Source organism: Brachybacterium vulturis, from assembly GCF_043641765.1.
Lineage (GTDB): Bacteria > Actinomycetota > Actinomycetes > Actinomycetales > Dermabacteraceae > Brachybacterium > Brachybacterium vulturis_A.
Map to the genome: position 1 here is coordinate 218,013 of NZ_JBHZRO010000004.1, position 18,299 is coordinate 236,311.

Annotated in this window: 13 protein-coding genes and 6 tRNA genes; 8 read left to right on the forward strand and 11 right to left on the reverse strand. The window is 71.0% G+C overall.

The window, feature by feature from the left end; all coding sequences use genetic code 11:
• Nucleotides 1–13 precede the first annotated feature (13 nt).
• The 8 genes from ACHUEU_RS04850 to ACHUEU_RS04885 all read right to left on the reverse strand — a co-directional run bounded on the left by ACHUEU_RS04850 (nt 14) and on the right by ACHUEU_RS04885 (nt 5,451).
• Complete coding sequence (locus ACHUEU_RS04850; RefSeq protein ID WP_394214769.1) at nt 14–772, reverse strand: YebC/PmpR family DNA-binding transcriptional regulator; 759 nt, start codon at nt 770–772, stop codon at nt 14–16.
• A 121-nt stretch (nt 773–893) separates the two neighbouring features.
• On the reverse strand, nt 894–2,219 hold the full coding sequence (locus tag ACHUEU_RS04855) for a PrsW family intramembrane metalloprotease (protein WP_394214770.1): 1,326 nt from the start codon (nt 2,217–2,219) through the stop codon (nt 894–896).
• A gap of 92 nt (nt 2,220–2,311) precedes the next feature.
• Nucleotides 2,312–2,893, reverse strand: coding sequence for an HIT family protein (locus ACHUEU_RS04860; protein WP_394214771.1), 582 nt, complete (start codon nt 2,891–2,893; stop codon nt 2,312–2,314).
• Nucleotides 2,890–4,890, reverse strand: coding sequence for a threonine--tRNA ligase (gene thrS / locus ACHUEU_RS04865; protein ID WP_394214772.1), 2,001 nt, complete (start codon nt 4,888–4,890; stop codon nt 2,890–2,892). Before thrS ends, ACHUEU_RS04860 begins: the two co-directional genes overlap by 4 nt.
• A gap of 152 nt (nt 4,891–5,042) precedes the next feature.
• A tRNA-Val gene (locus ACHUEU_RS04870) sits at nt 5,043–5,117 on the reverse strand.
• 27 nt (nt 5,118–5,144) lie between these two features.
• Nucleotides 5,145–5,215, reverse strand: a tRNA-Cys gene (locus ACHUEU_RS04875).
• Between the two features lie 65 nt (nt 5,216–5,280).
• Nucleotides 5,281–5,353 (reverse strand) — tRNA-Gly (locus tag ACHUEU_RS04880).
• A gap of 26 nt (nt 5,354–5,379) precedes the next feature.
• Nucleotides 5,380–5,451 (reverse strand) — tRNA-Val (locus ACHUEU_RS04885).
• Nucleotides 5,452–5,719: 268 nt separating this feature from the next.
• Here ACHUEU_RS04885 and ACHUEU_RS04890 point away from each other — a divergent pair.
• From ACHUEU_RS04890 to treZ, 5 genes are all read left to right on the forward strand, one after another.
• Nucleotides 5,720–5,795 (forward strand) — tRNA-Gly (locus ACHUEU_RS04890).
• 27 nt (nt 5,796–5,822) lie between these two features.
• Nucleotides 5,823–5,897, forward strand: a tRNA-Val gene (locus ACHUEU_RS04895).
• A gap of 106 nt (nt 5,898–6,003) precedes the next feature.
• Entirely contained in the window at nt 6,004–8,169 is a 2,166-nt protein-coding gene (gene glgX / locus ACHUEU_RS04900) for a glycogen debranching protein GlgX (RefSeq protein WP_394214773.1), read from the forward strand.
• Nucleotides 8,170–8,252: 83 nt separating this feature from the next.
• Entirely contained in the window at nt 8,253–10,829 is a 2,577-nt protein-coding gene (gene treY / locus ACHUEU_RS04905) for a malto-oligosyltrehalose synthase (protein WP_394214799.1), read from the forward strand.
• A complete protein-coding gene (gene treZ / locus ACHUEU_RS04910) occupies nt 10,826–12,604 on the forward strand; it encodes a malto-oligosyltrehalose trehalohydrolase (RefSeq protein ID WP_394214774.1) in 1,779 nt (592 codons plus the stop codon). Before treY ends, treZ begins: the two co-directional genes overlap by 4 nt.
• 1 nt (nt 12,605) lies before the next feature.
• Here treZ and zapE read toward each other — a convergent pair whose 3' ends face one another.
• Entirely contained in the window at nt 12,606–13,664 is a 1,059-nt protein-coding gene (zapE, locus tag ACHUEU_RS04915) for a cell division protein ZapE (RefSeq protein ID WP_394214775.1), read from the reverse strand.
• 28 nt (nt 13,665–13,692) lie between these two features.
• Nucleotides 13,693–15,048, reverse strand: coding sequence for an alpha/beta hydrolase family protein (locus tag ACHUEU_RS04920; RefSeq protein WP_394214776.1), 1,356 nt, complete (start codon nt 15,046–15,048; stop codon nt 13,693–13,695).
• 134 nt (nt 15,049–15,182) lie between these two features.
• Here ACHUEU_RS04920 and msrB point away from each other — a divergent pair, with 134 nt between their 5' ends.
• The 3 genes from msrB (at nt 15,183) to ACHUEU_RS04935 (ending at nt 17,589) form a co-directional block, all read left to right on the forward strand.
• Nucleotides 15,183–15,635, forward strand: coding sequence for a peptide-methionine (R)-S-oxide reductase MsrB (msrB, locus tag ACHUEU_RS04925; protein ID WP_394214777.1), 453 nt, complete (start codon nt 15,183–15,185; stop codon nt 15,633–15,635).
• 101 nt (nt 15,636–15,736) lie between these two features.
• Nucleotides 15,737–16,393, forward strand: a complete 657-nt coding sequence (locus ACHUEU_RS04930; protein ID WP_394214778.1) for a DUF3000 domain-containing protein — start codon at nt 15,737–15,739, stop codon at nt 16,391–16,393.
• Nucleotides 16,390–17,589: a ribonuclease D gene (locus ACHUEU_RS04935; protein WP_394214779.1), complete on the forward strand. Its 1,200-nt coding sequence runs from the start codon at nt 16,390–16,392 to the stop codon at nt 17,587–17,589. Before ACHUEU_RS04930 ends, ACHUEU_RS04935 begins: the two co-directional genes overlap by 4 nt.
• Nucleotides 17,590–17,622: 33 nt before the next feature.
• Here the strand turns inward: ACHUEU_RS04935 and ACHUEU_RS04940 are convergent, their stop codons facing one another.
• Nucleotides 17,623–18,297, reverse strand: coding sequence for an NUDIX domain-containing protein (locus ACHUEU_RS04940; RefSeq protein ID WP_394214780.1), 675 nt, complete (start codon nt 18,295–18,297; stop codon nt 17,623–17,625).
• Nucleotides 18,298–18,299: the final 2 nt, after the last annotated feature.

Genomic DNA, 18,299 nt, shown 5'->3' on the forward strand with positions numbered 1-18,299 from the left:
CCGCCCGGCGGGGTCACTCCGAGTCCACCAGCTGCGAGGCGACGTCCTCGGGGATGTCGAGGTTGGAGTACACGTTCTGCACGTCGTCGCTGTCCTCGAGGGCCTCGATCAGGCGCAGGGCCTTCCGGGCCCCGTCGAGATCCACGGGGGTGCGCATGGTGGGCACGAACTGCGCCTCGGCGCTGTCGTAGTCGATGTCCGCCTCCTGCAGTGCGGTGCGCACGGCGACCACGTCGGTGGCCTCGGAGATGATCTCGAAGGTCTCGCCCTCGTCATTGATCTCCTCGGCGCCCGAGTCCAGCACCACCTCGAGCAGCTCGTCCTCGCTGTGCTCCCCCTTGGGCACGGCCACCACGCCCTTGCGCTCGAAGAGGTAGGACACCGACCCGGAATCGGCCATGCTGCCGCCTGACCGGTTGAAGGCCAGCCGCACCTCGGAGACCGCACGGTTCTTGTTGTCGGTGAGGCACTCGACCAGCACGGCGACACCACCGGGGGCGTAGCCCTCGTACATCAGCGTCTCGTAGTCGACGCCCTCGCCGTCGAGGCCGCCGCCGCGCTTGACGGCGCGGTCGATGTTGTCGTTGGGGACGGAGGTCTTCTTCGCCTTCTGGATGGCGTCGAAGAGCGTGGGGTTGCCGACCGGGTCAGGACCACCCATGCGGGCCGCGACCTCGATGTTCTTGACCAGCTTGGCGAACAGCTTGCCGCGCCTGGCATCGATGACGGCCTTCTTGTGCTTCGTGGTCGCCCACTTGGAATGCCCTGCCATCTCTCTCCTCCCGACTCTGCCGCCGTCCGGCGGCGGATTCCCGCTCCATTCTAGGGCCAGCTCGCGGCGCACCCCGCACGGCATCGGCGGAGGTGCCCGCACGGGGCGTGCGGGGCGCCGCTCAGCCCCGCACGACGGGCGCGGTGAGAGCGCCGATCAGGCGACGGTCGGCGGTGATCTCCTCGAGCAGCTCGCGTTCGCGGGCACGGGTCCTCGCCGTCGTCCGTCCGAACAGGACGCTGTGCCGCTCCATCCCCAGTGCCACCGCGGAACGGATCAGGTGGCGCATGCCCATCCGGGACACGGCCCCGTGGCGCGCCGCCCAGCTCTCCGCCCGCCGGCGGCGACGCATCGAGATCAGCATGTCGACCTCGTCCGGGGACAACCAGCCGGCGCGTCCGTACTCCGAGAGCTGCCGGCGCAGGATGCGCTTCTCCCGCAGCCGCAGGAAGAGCACGATGCCCACCAGGAGCAGGAAGATGGGCACCTGGACGCTCGCGTAGTAGCGCAGGAAACCGGCCATCGGCGCCTCGGGGTCCACCGGGAGGAAGAAGGTCGACCCGTTCCACAGCGCATGCAGCACCATGCCCAGGGAGAGACCGCCGACCCCGAGCCCGAAGTACAGCATCAGTGAGCGCCGCTCCGCGGCGATCCCCAGGCCCAGCCCGCACAGCGCGGTGAAGGAGACGTGCGCGAAGGGGGAGAGGATGCCGCGCAGGAAGAAGGTCTGCCAGAAGACGGCGACCTCGCCGGCGGCCTGGGCCTGGTGGAAGGACCGGGCGAAGTAGAGGATGTTCTCGGTGAAGGCGAAGCCCCCGGCGATCAGCGCTGCATAGACCACTCCGTCGAGCGGTCCGGAGATGTATCTCCGGCCCCAGATCAGCAGACCGATCAGCCCGGCGGACTTCATCGCCTCCTCGACCACGGGGGCCTGCACGACGGCTCCCAGGAAGGTGCCGACCAGCTGCGTCTCCTCCTCCGGGGAGATCCAGGCGTCGAAGAAGGTGCCGAAGAAGAGGGTCAGCAGCACCGACCCGATCGCCCCCCAGGCGAAGGCGTAGACCAGCGAGATCCGGGGCTGCGGGGTGTACCGGTCCAGCCACCACACCGCGGCGAGGATCATCCCCACCGGCACCAGCGCGGCGGTGAACGCCACCAGCGAGGTGCCGAAGCCGAGCGGGAGGATGACGAAGAAGTACAGTCCGACCGCGGCGGCGGCGAGCATCAGGAAGGACAGCCCGAACAGCGCCCACCGCACCCAGGGGCGGCGGCGCCGACGCGCTGCGGGGCTCCCGCCGAGCCGGGCCGGGGCGTTCGGGTCCGCGCGCTCGACGTCGTAGCCGTACGGGTCCGACGTACGGTCCCGGCCGGCCGAGCCGCCGTACGGGGCAGCGCGGGCCGGCGGCTGCGGGGCGGGGGGCGGGGGGCTCCCGGTCGTGTACGTCACGGACAGTCCTGCCTCTCCCCCGGTCGGTGCGACCTGCCTCGGCCCCGGCGGCCCCTGCGGAGCGCAGGCCGGACGGCCCCGGTCATGCTAGCTCAGGGCCAGGCATCGGCATACAGCCGACGGGTGTCGGCGAGCAGGATCGGGATCGCCTTGGTGCGGCCGACGACGGGCAGGAAGTTCGCGTCCCCCGGCCAGCGGGGCACCACGTGCTGATGCAGGTGCGCGGCGATGCCGGCCCCCGCGACCTCGCCCTGGTTCATGCCCAGGTTGAAGCCCGCCGGTGCGGAGACCTCGCGGATCACGCGCATCGCGGTGCGGGTGAGCTCGGCGACCTCGAGCACCTCGGGCTCCTCGAGATCCGTGTAGTCCGAGACATGGCGGTACGGACACACCAGCAGGTGCCCGGAGTTGTACGGGTACAGGTTCAGGATCACGTACGCACTCCGGCCGCGATGGACGATCAGCGCGTCCTCATCGGTGCGCTTCGGTGCAGCGCAGAAGGGGCACTGCTCGTCGTCGTGTGGGTCCACGGGCTTGTTCTCCCCGCCGATGTACGCCATGCGGTGCGGCGTCCACAGCCGCTGGGTGTCGTCGGGGACGCCCGCGAAGTCACGGGCGGCCTCGAGGGCAGGCCGGCCGGCGGACCCGTCGGGCGTCCTGGGCTCGGGGCTCACACCTGCGCCTTGTCCTCGATGGCGGTGACGATGCGCTCGATCGCCGCGTCGACGTCGATCCCGTTGTCCTGGCTGCCGTCGCGCATGCGGAAGGAGACGGCGCCCTTGTCCTGATCCTCGCCACCGGCGATGAGCAGGTAGGGCACCTTCTCCTTGGTGTGGGTGCGGATCTTCTTCTGCATCCGGTCATCGGAGGAGTCGACCTCCACCCGCACCCCGCGGGCGCGCAGCTTCGCGGCGACCTCCTCGAGATAGGGCACGTACTCCGCCGCCACCGGGACGGCGACGACCTGCACCGGTGCCAGCCACACCGGGAACGCGCCGGCGTAGTGCTCCAGCAGCACGCCGAAGAACCGCTCGATCGAGCCGAACAGGGCACGATGGATCATCACCGGGCGCTGCCGGGAACCGTCGGGAGCGGTGTACTCGAGCTCGAACAGCTCGGGCTCGAAGAAGTCCAGCTGGATGGTGGACAGCTGCCAGGTGCGACCGATCGCATCCTTCGCCTGGACAGAGATCTTCGGCCCGTAGAAGGCGGCGCCGCCCGGATCCGGGACCAGCTCGAGTCCGGAGGAGGCGGCGACCTCCTCGAGGGTGCGGGTGGCCTCCTCCCAGGTGGATTCGTCCCCGACGGACTTCTCGGGGTCACGCGTGGACAGCTCGAGGTAGAAGTCCTCCAGCCCGTAGTCGCGCAGGAGGTCCAGGACGAAGTCCAGGGTCCCGGCGATCTCGTCCTTCATCTGCTCCCGGGTGGTGTAGATGTGCGCGTCGTCCTGGGTGAAGCCGCGGGCGCGGGTCAGCCCGTGCACCACACCGGACTTCTCGTAGCGGTAGACGCTGCCGAACTCGAACAGCCGCAGCGGCAGCTCGCGGTAGGAACGGCCGCGGGAGCTGAAGACGAGGTTGTGCATCGGGCAGTTCATGGGCTTGAGGTAGTAGTCCTGGCCCTGCTTGGTGACGTTGCCGTCCGCGTCCACCTCCTCGTCCACGTGCATCGGCGGGTACATGCCCTCGGCGTACCACTCCAGGTGCTTCGAGGTCTCGAAGAGGTGCTTCTTGGTGATGTGCGGGGTGGAGACGAAGGAGTACCCGGCGTCGACGTGACGGCGGCGGGAGTAGTCCTCCATCTCCATCTTGATCATGGCGCCCTTGGGGTGGAACACCGGCAGCCCGGAGCCGATCTCGTCCGGGAAGGAGAACAGGTCCAGCTCGCTGCCGAGCCGGCGATGGTCGCGGCGCTCGGCCTCGGCGAGGCGCTCCTGGTGGGCGCGCAGCTCCTCCTTGGTGGGCCAGGCGGTGCCGTAGACGCGCTGCAGCATCGGGTTCTTCTCGCTGCCGCGCCAGTAGGCGGCGGCGGAGCGGGTGAGCGCGAAGCCGTTGCCGATGAGCTTGGTGGTGGGCAGGTGCGGGCCGCGGCACAGATCCGTCCAGACGGTCCGGCCCTTCTTGTCGACGTTGTCGTACATGGTCAGCCCGCCCTCGCCGACTTCGACGCTCGCGCCCTCGGCGGCGTCGTCGGCAGTCGACTTCAGCCCGATCAGCTCGAGCTTGTAGGGCTCCGCCGACTCCTCGGCGCGGGCGGCATCGTCGGAGATCTCGCGACGCACGAAGCGCTGACCGGACTTGATGATCCGGTTCATCTCCTTCTCCAGCGCCTTGAGGGACTCGGGGGTGAACGGCTCGGCGACGTCGAAGTCGTAGTAGAAGCCGTCGGTGATGGGCGGACCGATGCCGAGCTTGGCGTCGGGATTCGTCTTCTGCACCGCCTGGGCGAGCACATGGGCGGCGCTGTGGCGCAGGATCGCCAGACCGTCCGGGGACGAGATGTCGATGCCCTCGACCTCCTGACCCGCCGCGAGCGCGGTGTCCAGGTCCCGGAGCTCACCGTCGATGCGCAGGGCGATGACCGAGGCGGTGCCGGTGAACAGCTCAGCGCCCGTGGTCCCCTCCTCGAGGTGCTGGGGCGAACCGTCGAGGGTGATGGCGATCTGGGCCACAGGGTGCTCCTTCTGGGTCGGGTCGAGCCGGCCGACGATGCCGGCTCCACGGGCGATGGTATCCGCCTCGCCGGATCCCCACGAGCCGGCCGGGGCGGCAGGGACCGGGGACGCCGGAGGGCCCCGGTCCGCAGACCGGGGCCCTCCTGTGCTGGTGGGCGATACTGGGTTCGAACCAGTGACCTCTTCCGTGTCAGGGAAGCGCGCTACCGCTGCGCCAATCGCCCGTGACGACACCGTGACGGCGCCGACGGAGGTGGGTACGGGATTCGAACCCGTGTACACGGCTTTGCAGGCCGTTGCCTCGCCTCTCGGCCAACCCACCGCAGATGCTCTCGCATCTTTGGGGAACGGCGCTCCCGACAAGTCGTCGAGCGCGCCGCCCCTCGGAGCGGACGACCGGATTCGAACCGGCGACCCTCACCTTGGCAAGGTGATGCTCTACCAACTGAGCTACGTCCGCGTGACGAGGATCCGAGGATCCTGCCGTGGGCGATACTGGGATCGAACCAGTGACCTCTTCCGTGTGAAGGAAGCGCGCTACCCCTGCGCCAATCGCCCTGAAGGTGCTGACCACCCTCTCGAGTGGACTCGAAGAAGCTTACACGGTTTCCGGGATGCTCCGGGCCAGAGGGGATGTGACCTGCATCCCGCCCCCTCGGCGATCGCGGCCGGGCCGCACCGACGCACGAGGCGGCACCGCCTGTCCCACCCCGCCTCGGCGAGCACGCCGCCGGAGCACGCGGTGACCTCGGACACTGTGCATCCTCAGCATTTGCGAAGCCGGGCGGAGCGGAATATCGTCGTCCCTCGTCGGCTCAGCCGATGTGCGGACGTAGCTCAGTTGGTAGAGCATCACCTTGCCAAGGTGAGGGTCGCCGGTTCGAATCCGGTCGTCCGCTCCACCCCTCCCCCGCGTCCTCGGACGCACCGGGCGATTGGCGCAGCGGTAGCGCGCTTCCCTGACACGGAAGAGGTCACTGGTTCGATCCCAGTATCGCCCACCACGCACGGCCCCCTCGGAATCCCGAGGGGGCCGTCGTCGTCCCGCGCGGACGATGCGGCGCGCGGCACCCGCACCTCGTTCAGGAACGGTGCGTCTACTCTGGGCTCATGCAGATCTGGACCGGACAGGCCTACCCCCTGGGTGCCACCTTCGATGGCTCGGGCACGAACTTCGCCCTCTTCTCGGAGGTCGCCGAGCGCGTCGAGCTGTGCCTGATCGACGAGGCGGGCACCGAGCGGCGCGTCGAGGTCACGGAGGTGGATGCCTACGTATGGCACGTGTACCTGCCGTCGGTGCAGCCCGGTCAGCGCTACGGCTTCCGGGTGCACGGGCCCTACGACCCCGCCGCCGGCCACCGCTGCGATGCCTCGAAGCTGCTGCTGGACCCGTATGCGAAGGCGATCGCGGGGATGGCCAGCAACCATCCCTCGCTGTACAGCTACGACTTCGAGGACCCCGCCGAGCGCAACACGGACGACTCCGTGCGGCACACCATGCACTCCGTGGTGATCTCCCCCTTCTTCGACTGGGGCAATGACCACCCGCCGGCCCACGAATATCACGACACCGTCATCTACGAGGCCCACATCAAGGGCCTGACGATGCTCCATCCGGACATCGACGAGGACATCCGCGGCAGCTACGTCGCCATGGGGCATCCGGCGATCATCGAGCACCTCACGGAGCTGGGCGTCACCGCGGTCGAGCTGATGCCGGTCCATCAGTTCGTGCAGGACGGCCACCTGGTCGAGAAGGGGATGCGCAACTACTGGGGCTACAACACCATCGGCTTCTTCGCCCCCCACAACGAGTACTCGCACGCCGGGCAGCTGGGCCAGCAGGTCCAGGAGTTCAAGCAGATGGTCAAGAACCTCCACGAGGCGGACATCGAGGTGATCCTCGATGTGGTCTACAACCACACCGCCGAGGGCAACCAGCTGGGCCCCACCCTCTGCTTCCGCGGCATCGACAACGCCGCCTACTACCGTCTCGTCGAGGGGGACGAGGCGCACTACTACGACACCACCGGCACCGGGAACTCGCTGCTGATGCGCACCCCGCACGTGCTGCAGCTGATCATGGACTCGCTGCGCTACTGGGTCACCGAGATGCATGTGGACGGCTTCCGCTTCGATCTCGCCTCCACCCTCGCCCGCGAGCTGCACGAGGTCGATCGACTCAGCGCTTTCTTCGACATCATCCAGCAGGACCCGGTGATCTCCCAGGTCAAGCTCATCGCGGAGCCCTGGGACCTCGGTGAGGGCGGCTACCAGGTGGGCGGCTTCCCACCGCTGTGGTCCGAATGGAACGGGAAGTACCGCGACACGGTGCGCGACTTCCACCGCTCCCAGCCGGGCAAGATCGGCGATTTCACCTCACGCCTGGCCGGCAGCTCGGACCTGTACCAGCACACCGGGCGCACCCCGATCGCCTCGATCAACTTCGTCACCGCCCACGACGGTTTCACGCTGCGGGACCTGGTCTCCTACAACGATCGGCACAACGCGGCCAACGGGGAGGGCGGCGAGGACGGGGAGAGCCACAACCGCTCCTGGAACTCCGGGGTGGAGGGCCCGACCGACGATCCGGAGGTGCGCGACCTGCGCCTGCGACGGGCGAAGAATCTCATGGCCACGCTGCTGCTGAGTCAGGGGGTGCCGATGATCCTGCACGGCGACGAGATGGGTCGCACCCAGGACGGGAACAACAACACCTACTGCCAGGACAACGAACTGGCCTGGATGGACTGGGAGCTGGACCCGTACGAGATGGACATGCTCTGGTTCACCCAGAGCGTCATCGCGCTGCGTCGGGACCATCCGATCTTCCGCCGTCGGCGCTTCCTGCAGGGGACCGCCCAGGACGGAGCCGATTCGCTGCTCCCGGACGTCGAATGGCTCGGCACCGACGGCGCCCTGATGACCGACGAGGACTGGAACAATCCGCAGAACAAGTGCTTGACGATGTTCCTCAACGGCTCCGGGATCCCCGAGCCGAACCTGCGTGGGGAACGGATCATCGACGACTCGGCGCTGGTGATGTTCAACGCCTCCGGAAATCCCGTGGACTTCACGCTGCCCCCGGCCGACCACGGCCGGGAATGGCGCGTCGAGCTGGGCACCGGGGACACGATCGATGTCGGTGAGGTCCTCGCGGCCGGGACCACACACACCCGCCCTGGCCATTCGCTGCTGATCCTCATGCGGCCGCCCATGACAGAGCATTACGCAGACCTTCCCGAACACGACGAGAACCGCCCCGCCCGCGCCTGAGGCGGGCCCACCGACACCGACCGGCCCGCCCCGGCCGGGAGCACCGCCCGGGGCGCGACGAAGGAGAGCATCGCCCCGTGAGCATCGATCCCGTCCCCCGCCCCGTCCCGCAGGGGAGCGAGGGGGCCAGCACCACCGCCACCCTGCCCGCCCTCCGCTCCGTCCCGGCCTCCACCTACCGCCTGCAGCTGCATGCGGGGTTCACCGCGGATGATGCCGTGCAGGTGGTGCCGTACCTCGCGCGGCTCGGGGTGGGCCACGTCTTGTGCTCCCCCGTGCTGCAGGCGGCGCCCGGCTCGACCCACGGCTACGACGTGGTCGAGCACTCCCGCATCAGCGAGGAGATCGGCGGGGAGGACGCGCTGCGTCGGCTGGCCGCTGCGGCGCATGCACACGGGATGGGCCTGATCGCCGACGTCGTCCCCAACCACATGGCGATCCCCACCCCGATCTGGCACAACCGTGCCCTGTGGTCGGTGCTGCGTGAGGGGACCGCGTCCCCCTTCGCGGACTGGTTCGATGTCGAGCTCAGCGGGGAGCGCTCGCTGCTGGTCCCGGTGCTGGGTCGCCCCATCGGTGCCGTCCTGGCCGATGAGGAGATCTCCGTGGGAGAGGAGCAGATCCCGCAGGCCGACGGTTCCCTCCGCACCGAGCACGTGGTGCGGTACTACGACCACGTGCTGCCCGTCGCCGCCGGCACCGAGCACCTGGGCCTGGCGGATCTGCTGGATCGGCAGTGGTACCGATTGGCGTACTGGAAGGTCGCCGACGACGAGCTGGACTACCGGCGCTTCTTCGACGTGGACACCCTGGCCGCCGTCCGGGTGGAGCTTCCTCACGTGTTCGACGCGACCCATGCGACGCTGCTGCGGCTGCAGGGCGAAGGGGTGATCGACGGCTACCGCATCGACCATCCGGACGGCCTCGCCGATCCCCGGGGGTACCTGCGGGACCTCGAGCGCGCGACCGGCGGGGCCTGGACCGTGGTGGAGAAGATCCTGGACGGTGAGGAGCAGCTGCCCGGGGACTTCGCCTGCGCGGGCACCACGGGGTACGACGCCCTGTGGCGGGTGGGCGGGCTCTTCCACGACCCGCACGGGGCGATCGGGCTGACCCATCTGTGGCAGCGCCGCACCGGCGACCTGCGCCCGTTCGAGGAGGTCGCCGAGGAGTCCACGGATCTGATCGTCTCGACCAGCCTGTGGGCGGAGATCGAGCGCCTGACCGCGCTGATCCACAAGATCTGCCAGGAGGACATCCGCCTGCGTGACACCACGAGGCGGAACCTCCAGAAGGTCGTGGTGGCTCTGCTGACATCGATGGATCGGTACCGCGCGTACATCGTGCCGGGGGAACCGGCCCCGGGCTCCGAGCGCACGGTGATCGAGCAGGCGGCCGCCCGGGCGTACCGGCGCCTCGGCGAGGACGAGGACCTCAGCGCGACCTTGGACACCGTGGTGGCGCTGGTCTGCGGCGACGAGGTGGGCAGCGCGGGCCGCACCCGCAGCGCCGAGCGCGACGAGGTGGTGGTGCGTTTCGCCCAGACCTGCGGCCCGGTCCATGCCAAGGGGCTCGAGGACACCGCGTTCTACCGCTACTCCCGTTTCGTCGCCGTCAACGAGGTGGGGTCGGACCCGGATCGGATCGGGGTGGACCCGGACCAGCTGCACGATCACGCCGCCTCGATGCTCCGCACCCGTCCCGATGCGATGACCACCCTGTCCACGCACGACACCAAGCGCAGCGAGGACGTGCGAGCGCGCCTCGCGGTGCTCACCGAGCAGCCGCTGGAATGGTCGGTGGTGGTGCAGGACCTGGAGCGGGCGACCGCCGCGCATCGCGGGGACCGGGTCGACGGGGCCGTCGAGCTGCTGCTGTGGCAGATCCTCGCCGCCTGCTGGGCGCTGCCGGGGGCGGCCGCCGCGCCGCTGACCGCCGAGCGGCTGGACCAGTACCTGCGGAAAGCCATGCGGGAGGCGAAGACCCACACCACCTGGACCGAGCCGGACGGCGAGTACGAGCAGCAGGTGCTGGAACTGGGCCGGGCCGGCCTGGCCTCGTCCGAGGTCGACGGGATCCTCGCCGAGTGGACGCGCCGCACCTTCGCCGCCCAGCGCAGCGCGATCCTGGGCCAGAAGCTGGTGCAGCTGACGATGCCGGGCGTGCCGGACGTCTACCAGGGCAATGAGACGATCGACTTCTCGCTCGTGGACCCGGACAACCGCCGCGAGGTCGATCATGCCGCGCATCGCGAGCGCCTGGCACGGATGATCGAGGGGGCGGGCCCGGACGGGATCGCCGACGAGAAGCTGTGGCTGACCCACCGCGCCCTGGTGCTGCGCCGTGAGCGGCCGGAGCTCTTCCAGGGTCGGGAGGCGGCCTATCGCCCGCTGCCCACCACCACCGGCCACGCCGTCGCCTTCGGTCGTGCCGTGGGCGAGGGCCCGATCGAGGCGGTCACCGTGGTGACCCGGCTCGCCCACGGCCTCTCCCAGCGGGGTGGCTGGGGGGACGCCTGGATCGCGCTCCCGCCGGGCCGCTGGCGCGACACCCTCAGCGGCAAGGAGGTCGCGGGCGGGCAGCCGGCTCTCGATGCGCTGCTGGACGAGTGGCCGGTCGCGCTCCTGGTGCGCGTCGGGGAAGGGGAGGACGCCCGATGAGCACCGTTCCGGTCCCGGCTCGCGACTACGGCGCCTACCGGGTGTGGGCACCGCACGCACAGCAGGTGACCGTCCGGATCGACGGGGCCGAGCAGCGGATGCGGACCGCCGGCGACGGCTGGTTCGAGCTGCCGGAGGTGCCCGCCGTGCCAGGCGCCCGCTACGCCTTCCGCCTCGACGGCTCCGAGCCGTGGCTGCCCGATCCGCGCTCGCTGTCCCAGCCGGACGGTGTCCACGCCGACAGCGAGGTGGTCGATCCCGCGCCGCTGCGCCAGGAGACCGCCTGGACGGGTCGTGAGCTGCGCGGACGGATCCTGTACGAGCTGCACGTGGGCACCTTCACGCCGGGGCCCGACGGGCGCGGCGGCACCTTCGACTCGGCGATCGAGCGTCTCGACGAGCTGGTGGAGCTCGGGGTCGATGCCGTGGAGCTGATGCCGGTGGCGCCCTTTCCCGGGGACCGGGGCTGGGGCTACGACGGGGTCGGCCTGTACGGGGTCCATGCCGCCTACGGCGGCCCGGAGGGGCTGGCCCGCTTCGTGGCCGCCGCCCATCGGCGGGGGCTCGCCGTGGTGCTCGACGTGGTGCACAACCACCTCGGCCCCGCCGGCAACTACCTGGGCAGGTTCGGGCCCTACTTCACCGACCGGCACCACACCCCGTGGGGCTCGGCGATCAACCTCGATGCCCCCGGGTCCCGTCAGGTGCGGGACTTCCTGCTGGGCAGCGCGCGGCTGTGGCTGGTGGACGTGGGGGTGGACGGGTTGCGGCTCGATGCCGTCCACGAACTGCGCGACGACTCCGAGCGCCATGTCCTCGCAGAGCTGGCGGACGCGGTCTCCGCCTGGGAGCAGGAGACCGGCCGGCCGCTGACGCTGATCGCGGAGTCCGACCGCAATCAGCCTGCCACGGTCACCCCCACCGCGCACGGCGGCCTCGGCATGGACATGCAGTGGGCCGATGACGTCCACCACGGCGTCCACGCCTGGATCAGCGGCGAGCGCACCGGCTACTACGCCGACTTCGGCAGTGCCGAGGCGCTCGCCACCGTGCTGGAGGAGGTCTTCCTCCACGCCGGGACCTGGTCCAGCTTCCGCCAGGAGGTGTGGGGCGCACCGGTGGATCCCGGCTCCGGCGAGTACGACGCACATTCCTTCGTCACCTTCCTCCAGGATCATGACCAGGTGGGCAATCGTGCCGCCGGGGACCGGATCCACCACGGGATCGCCCCGGGCGCTCAGGCGGCGGCGAGCGCGCTGATCCTGCTGGGCCCGGGCACGCCGATGCTGTTCCAGGGCGAGGAGTGGGCGGCGTCGACCCCGTTCACCTACTTCACGGCCCATGAGGAGGAGCTGGGGGCGCTGGTGAGCGCCGGACGGAGACAGGAGTTCGCCGCGATGGGCTGGGGGAAGCAGGTCCCCGACCCGCAGCTGCGCTCGACCTTCGAGTCCTCGATCCTGCGCTGGCGGGAACGGGAGCAGACGGGGCACGCGGCGATGCTGGAGTGGTACCGCACGCTCATCGCGCTGCGTCGTGAGCACGCGGATCTGCGCGATCCCGCACTGGCCACCACCGCCGTCGAGGTCCTCGCGGAGGGCACGGTGCTGCTGCGTCGCGGCGGGCTGGCGGTGCTCGCCCATCGCGGGCCCGGCCCGCACCCGGCGGGACCGCGCGCCGCCGAGGTGCTGGCCTCCTTCGGTGAGGTGGCGCGCAACGCCGACGGGACCCTCGCCCTGGCCGGGCCGGGAGCCGTGGTGCTGCGCCCGGTCCGGTGACTCAGGAGGCGGCGTCGGCGGTCCCGGAGCGCAGCAGTGCTGCGCCCTCGCCCGTCAGCGACGCGAGGCGGGAGAGCGAGCGCAGATACTTCTTGCGGTACCCGCTGTGCAGCAGCTCGGCGGAGAAGAGGTCCTCGAGGACGCCCGGGGCCGAGGCTCCGTCCAGCGAGATCAGCGTCGGCACCTCGCGGTCGTAGAGCCGGTCCACGAGCACCACGAAGCGCAGCGCGTCATGGTGGTGGGTGAGCCCGTGCATCCCGATGACATGCGCGGCGGAGACCTCGTCGATCATGGCGCCGTAGCGGGAGGGGTGGACCGTGGTGAGGTGGCGCAGCAGGGGATCGAAGTCATCGAGGGTGGCCGCGTCCATCGACTCGCCGCTGCGCTCCACCTCCGGCTCGGCGAGGGTGGCGATCTCGGCGATGCCGTCACGCCGCCGAAAGTCCTCCCCGTCGATCCGCAGCACCTCGAAGCGTTCGGCCATCGCCTGGATCTCCCGCAGGAAGTCGTGCGCGGCGAAGCGCCCCTCGCCGAGGGCGTCGGGCAGGGTGTTCGAGGTCGCCACGATCGCGACCCCGCGGTCGGAGAGCTCGCGGATCAGGCGGGTCATCAGCAGCGTGTCGCCCGGGTCGTCGAGCTCGAACTCGTCGATGCACACCAGCACGGACTCGCCCAGCAGGTCGACGGCCCGCTGGAAGCCGAGCGCCCCCACCAGATCGGTGTACTCCACGAAGGTGCCGTACACCCGCTCCCCGTCGACGGCGTGGAACAGGGAGGTCAGCAGGTGCGTCTTGCCCACACCGAATCCGCCGTCGAGGTAGATGCCGCGCGCGGGCTCCGGCTTCTTCCGCCGCAGCTTCGCCAGGAAGCCGCCGCGCGGGGCGCCCAGGGCGGAGGCGAAGGCGGTCACCTGCTGCTTCGCGTCCTCCTGGGAGGGATAGGCCGGGTCCGGGACGTAGTTGTCCAGCCGTGCCTGCGCGAACCGCGGCGGAGGCACCAGATCCGCGAGCAGTCGCTCCAGGGACGGGTCGGGCCGGCGGTCGCAGAGAGCTTCGGTCACGGGGTTCAGTGTAGGGGCCGCGCGCCGCTCAGAGACGCAGCCCGATGGAGCCCTCGAGGGCCGCGGACGCGGGATCCCGGACCGGCACCTGGATATCCCCGCCCGGGATCCGCAGACCGAGCTCCCGCACCAGGTACGTGGCGAGTCGACGCTCGTAGCGCGCGGGGTCGCTGTTCCATTCGCGGGTGTGCGAGGCCCCGACGACGGGGACGAACTCGATGAGGTCCGTGCGCAGCGCCGCCAGCTGGCGGCTGGGCTCGGGCGGGACCGTCTCGTCGTCCAGGGCATGGAAGAGCAGTGTGGGGTGCCTCAGGTGCTCCGCGTAGTAGGCCGGAGTCATCTCGGCCAGTGCCAACGGCTCCCGCAGCTGCACCATCCGCGCCCCGAACCGCGAGGTCATCATCCACAGCGCGAGCTCCCGCATCCTGGCCGGTGCCTTCAGCGCGGTGGCGTGATAGATGAGGATGTCCTGCCAGTCCACGGCCGGGGAGTCCAGGACCAGTGCGGCGATGCGGTCGCGGTGCGCGGAGCGGACCGAGGTGCGCAGCGCGATGCCGCCGCCCATCGACCACCCCACCAGGACGATCCGGCGCGCCCCGTGCGCGAGGGCGAAATCGATCGCGGCCTCGGTGTCCTCCCATTCCGCCGCGCCCAGGTGATGCATCCGGTCCGCGGACGCGGGGGCGCCGACGTCGTTGCGGTAGGTGATCGCCAGGCTGGTCAGTCCCAGCCGGTGCAGCAGCGGGATGACCCGCAGCGCTTCGCCGCGCGCGGACCCGTGGCCGTGGATCAGGATCGCCCAGGTGTCCGCGTTGCCGGCGACGGCCCCCTGCTCGGCGTCGGGGCGCACCAGCCAGGCGGGCATGTGGCCGACCGGCGAGTCGACGGTGACCTCCTCGGTGGCCAGGCCATGGGCGGTCTGCGGGGTCCCCGCCCAGAAGAAGCCGTTGCTGCGGGCACGGTCCACCTGCAGCGGCTCCGCGGTGTCCACGGCCAGCACCGGGCGGGAGACCGTGGTCGGGGTGGGGCGGGCGTCGACGGGCCCCAGGCGCACGTGGACGGTGCCGCCGCCCTGGCGCAGGGCGAGCAGGCCACCGCGGTCGGTGGTGCGGGTCTCGTCGAGGTGGATGCGCTCCGGGTGCACGGCCCGCACCGTGACGTCGGGCAGCCCGCGCAGGCTCTCCCGAGGCACCAGCGGAAGTCGCGCCAGCACGCGGGCCCCCGCGGTGAGGGCACCTGCGCTGAGTGCGAACATGGCGGTCGCGCCGACGGCCCCATGGACCATCACTTCCGGCCATCGGGCCAGATCGGGGCGCTGCAGGAGCGGGATGGCGCGGCGGACGGAGTCGAGGCGGGAGCGGGCGGGGGAAGAGGCGCGCGTCATATCGCGCATCCTAGCGACGAGTTAGGATCGTGGCTGTGAACACCGTGTTCACCGACTTCTTCAGCAGTGCGTCGGACGGATCGCCCACCGAGGTGAGCGACGCTCGTCGACGTCGCAGATCGGAGGCTCCCCAGATGTCCACCGAACCCATCGGCTCTCGTTCCTACCCCATCTCGGTCAGCGATCTGGAGTGGCGTGAGCGCCTCTCCCCCGCCGAGTACCAGGTGCTCCGCGAGGGCGGCACCGAACGACCCGGCACCGGGGAGTACGAGGAGGTGCGACCGGCCGGCACCTACGCCTGCAAGGGCTGCGGCGCCGAGCTGTTCACCGCCTCCACCCAGTTCGATGCCCACTGCGGCTGGCCCGCCTTCTACGCCCCCGCCGGATCGGAGGCGGTCGAGCTGCTCGAGGACACCACCCTGGGGATGCGGCGCATCGAGGTGCGCTGCACCGCCTGCGGCTCGCACCTCGGCCATGTCTTCGAGGGCGAGGGGTTCCCGACGCCCACCGACCAGCGCTACTGCATCAACTCGATCAGCCTGGTCCACAGCGACGACGCGTCCGCCACCGACGGCGCCCCCGCCTGACTGCTCCTCGCGCCGTCCCCGACCGGCCGCCGCGGGCACCGGCCGGCGGCGGCGCGGCGCGCCTGCCGGACGCATCGTGCCCACGGCGATAGCCTCCCGGCGTGCCCGTCCATGAGATCCGTTCCGGTGACGACGTCTTCCGAGCCGCCGTCGACGCCATGACCTCCGCACCGCAGCGTGCGGAGTTCGCCTGGCGCACGATTCCCGCGCCCTCGAAGATGGCACCGTCGACCTGGGCCTGCACGGGCGAGATCCTGGTGCACGACGAGGAGCTGGCCTCCGGCCGCCTGGTGATCCTGCACGATCCCGCAGGGCAGGAGTCCTGGGACGGCACCTATCGGATGGTCGCGCTGGTGCAGGCACAGCTCGAACCCGAGTTCGCCGTCGAGTCCATGCTCGGCGACGTGGCCTGGTCGTGGGTGACCGAGTCGCTGGAGCTCCACGACGCCGACTCCCGGGAGCTGGGCTGCACCGCCACCCGTGTGGTCTCCCAGTCCTACGGCGCACTGGCCTCCCGCCCCTCGACCGTGGACGTCGAGATGCGGGTGTCCTGGACTCCGGAGCCCCCGGGCCCCCCGGAGCCGACGCCCGAGGCGACGTCCGCGGCGACGATCGCCCTGGCGCCCCATTTCTCGGCCTGGATCGCGATGCTCGCCGCCGCCGGTGGGCTGCCGCCGGCCCCGCCCCACATCGCCCCGATCGCTCCCACCCACCACGCGCGGGCACCCCGCCCCGAGGAAGCCGGTGACGCCCGGTGAACGACTCCCCCACCGTCACCGCTCTGCAGGCTCCGCGCGACGGTCTGGTGCCGGTCATCGATCGCATCCAGCCGTTGCTGGCGTGGTGCGAGGCCGCGGCCGCGACTCCCGACCAGCCGGTCTCCGTGGACGCCGAGCGTGCCTCGAGCTACCGCTACAGCTCCCGCGCCTACCTGGTGCAGCTGCGCACCGACGCGGCCGGCACCGTCCTCATCGATCCGCTCGCCTTCACCATGCCGGGATCGCTCACGACCCTGCTCGCCGAACGGGAGTGGGTGCTGCATGCCGCGGGTCAGGATCTCCCGAGCCTCGCCGGGATCGGACTGCGGCCCGGTGCGCTCTTCGACACCGAGCTCGCCGCTCGGCTGCTGGGGATGGAGCGGGTGGGGCTCGGCGCGGTCGTCGAGGACACCCTGGGGCTCCGTCTGGCCAAGGAGCACTCCGCGGCCGACTGGTCGAAGCGGCCGCTGCCCGAGGGCTGGCTCACCTACGCCGCGCTCGACGTCGAGGTGCTCGTCGAGGTCCGCGACGTCCTCCAGGAGCGGTTGCGGGCCGCCGGCAAGGAGGACTGGGCCCGCCAGGAGTTCGAGCACGAGCGCACCCGGGAGCACGGCCCCACCCGGTCCTCGAGCTGGCGGGGGCTGCACGGCCTCGGCAGCCTGCGCTCGGTCCGGCAGCTCGCCGCGGCCCGCGAGATGTGGACCCGTCGTGACGAGATCGCCGCCGCCGAGGACCTCTCCCCGCATCGCGTGATCAAGGATCGGGATCTGGTCGCGGCCGCGAAGGAGGCCCCGCGCGGCCGGGAGGCCTTCGACAGGGCGCTGCCGACGAAGATGCGCCGGAAGGACACCTGGTGGCAGGCGGCCCGGACCGGGCTGGAGCTCCCGACCGCGCATCTGCCCGAGCGCACCGAGCACTCCTACCCGCCGCCGCACAAGCTCTGGTCCAAGAAGTATCCGGAGGTCGCCGAGCGCTACCAGCTGGTGCGCACAGCGACGGGGCAGCGTGCCGAGGACCTCGAGCTGCCGCCGGAGAACCTGCTGCAGCCCGCGGTGCTGCGCCAGTGGGTGTGGGAGCACGAGCAGGCACCGGCCGAGCCCGAGCTCGCCGCGCAGCTGGCCGAGCTCGGGGCCCGGCCCTGGCAGGTCGAGCAGGCGGCGCCGGTGATCCATCGGGCGCTGACCGAGCAGGAGTGATCCCGAGCCCCCGGGCCTCGGCTCCCCGCGCTCTCAGTCCCTGCCGGGCCGTGCCATGAACGGGGCATCGGCGGGGCGCAGAGCATCGGCACCCTGACCCTTCGCGCGCATCCCCTGCAGGGCCAGCACCGCAGCGACGGTGGTGGCATTGGTGAGACGACCCTCGAGCACCGCGCTGACGGTGTCGGCCAGCGGCACCCACCGGGTGACCAGCTCCGCCTCCTCGTCGCTGCGCTCGAACTCGGTATCGCTGGCACGGACCCCGGTGGCGAGGTAGACCCGGATGACCTCGTCGTTGCCTCCCGGGCTGGGCCGCAGGTCCACCAGGGTGCGCATCCCGGTGGGGTCGAATCCGGTCTCCTCGGCGAGCTCCCGGGCCGCGGCGATATGGGGCGCCTCGCCCTCCAGGTCGAGCAGTCCCGCCGGGATCTCCCACAGTGCATGACCGACGGGGTGTCGGTACTGCCGGATCAGCAGCACCCGGTCCGCTTCGTCGAGGGCGAGCACCGCCACGGCGCCCGTGTGCCGCACGTACTCGCGGTCGAAGCGCACGCCGTCGGCGAAGTCGACGGTGTCCCGCACCAGATCGAAGATCATGCCGTCGTGGACCCTTCGCCGGGCGACGACGGGGCGCTGTCCGGGCTCGTCCCGCAGCGGCTCCTCGGCGCCCGTCGTCCCCGGGCGGGTCGTGCTGTCCTCCATGCTCATGT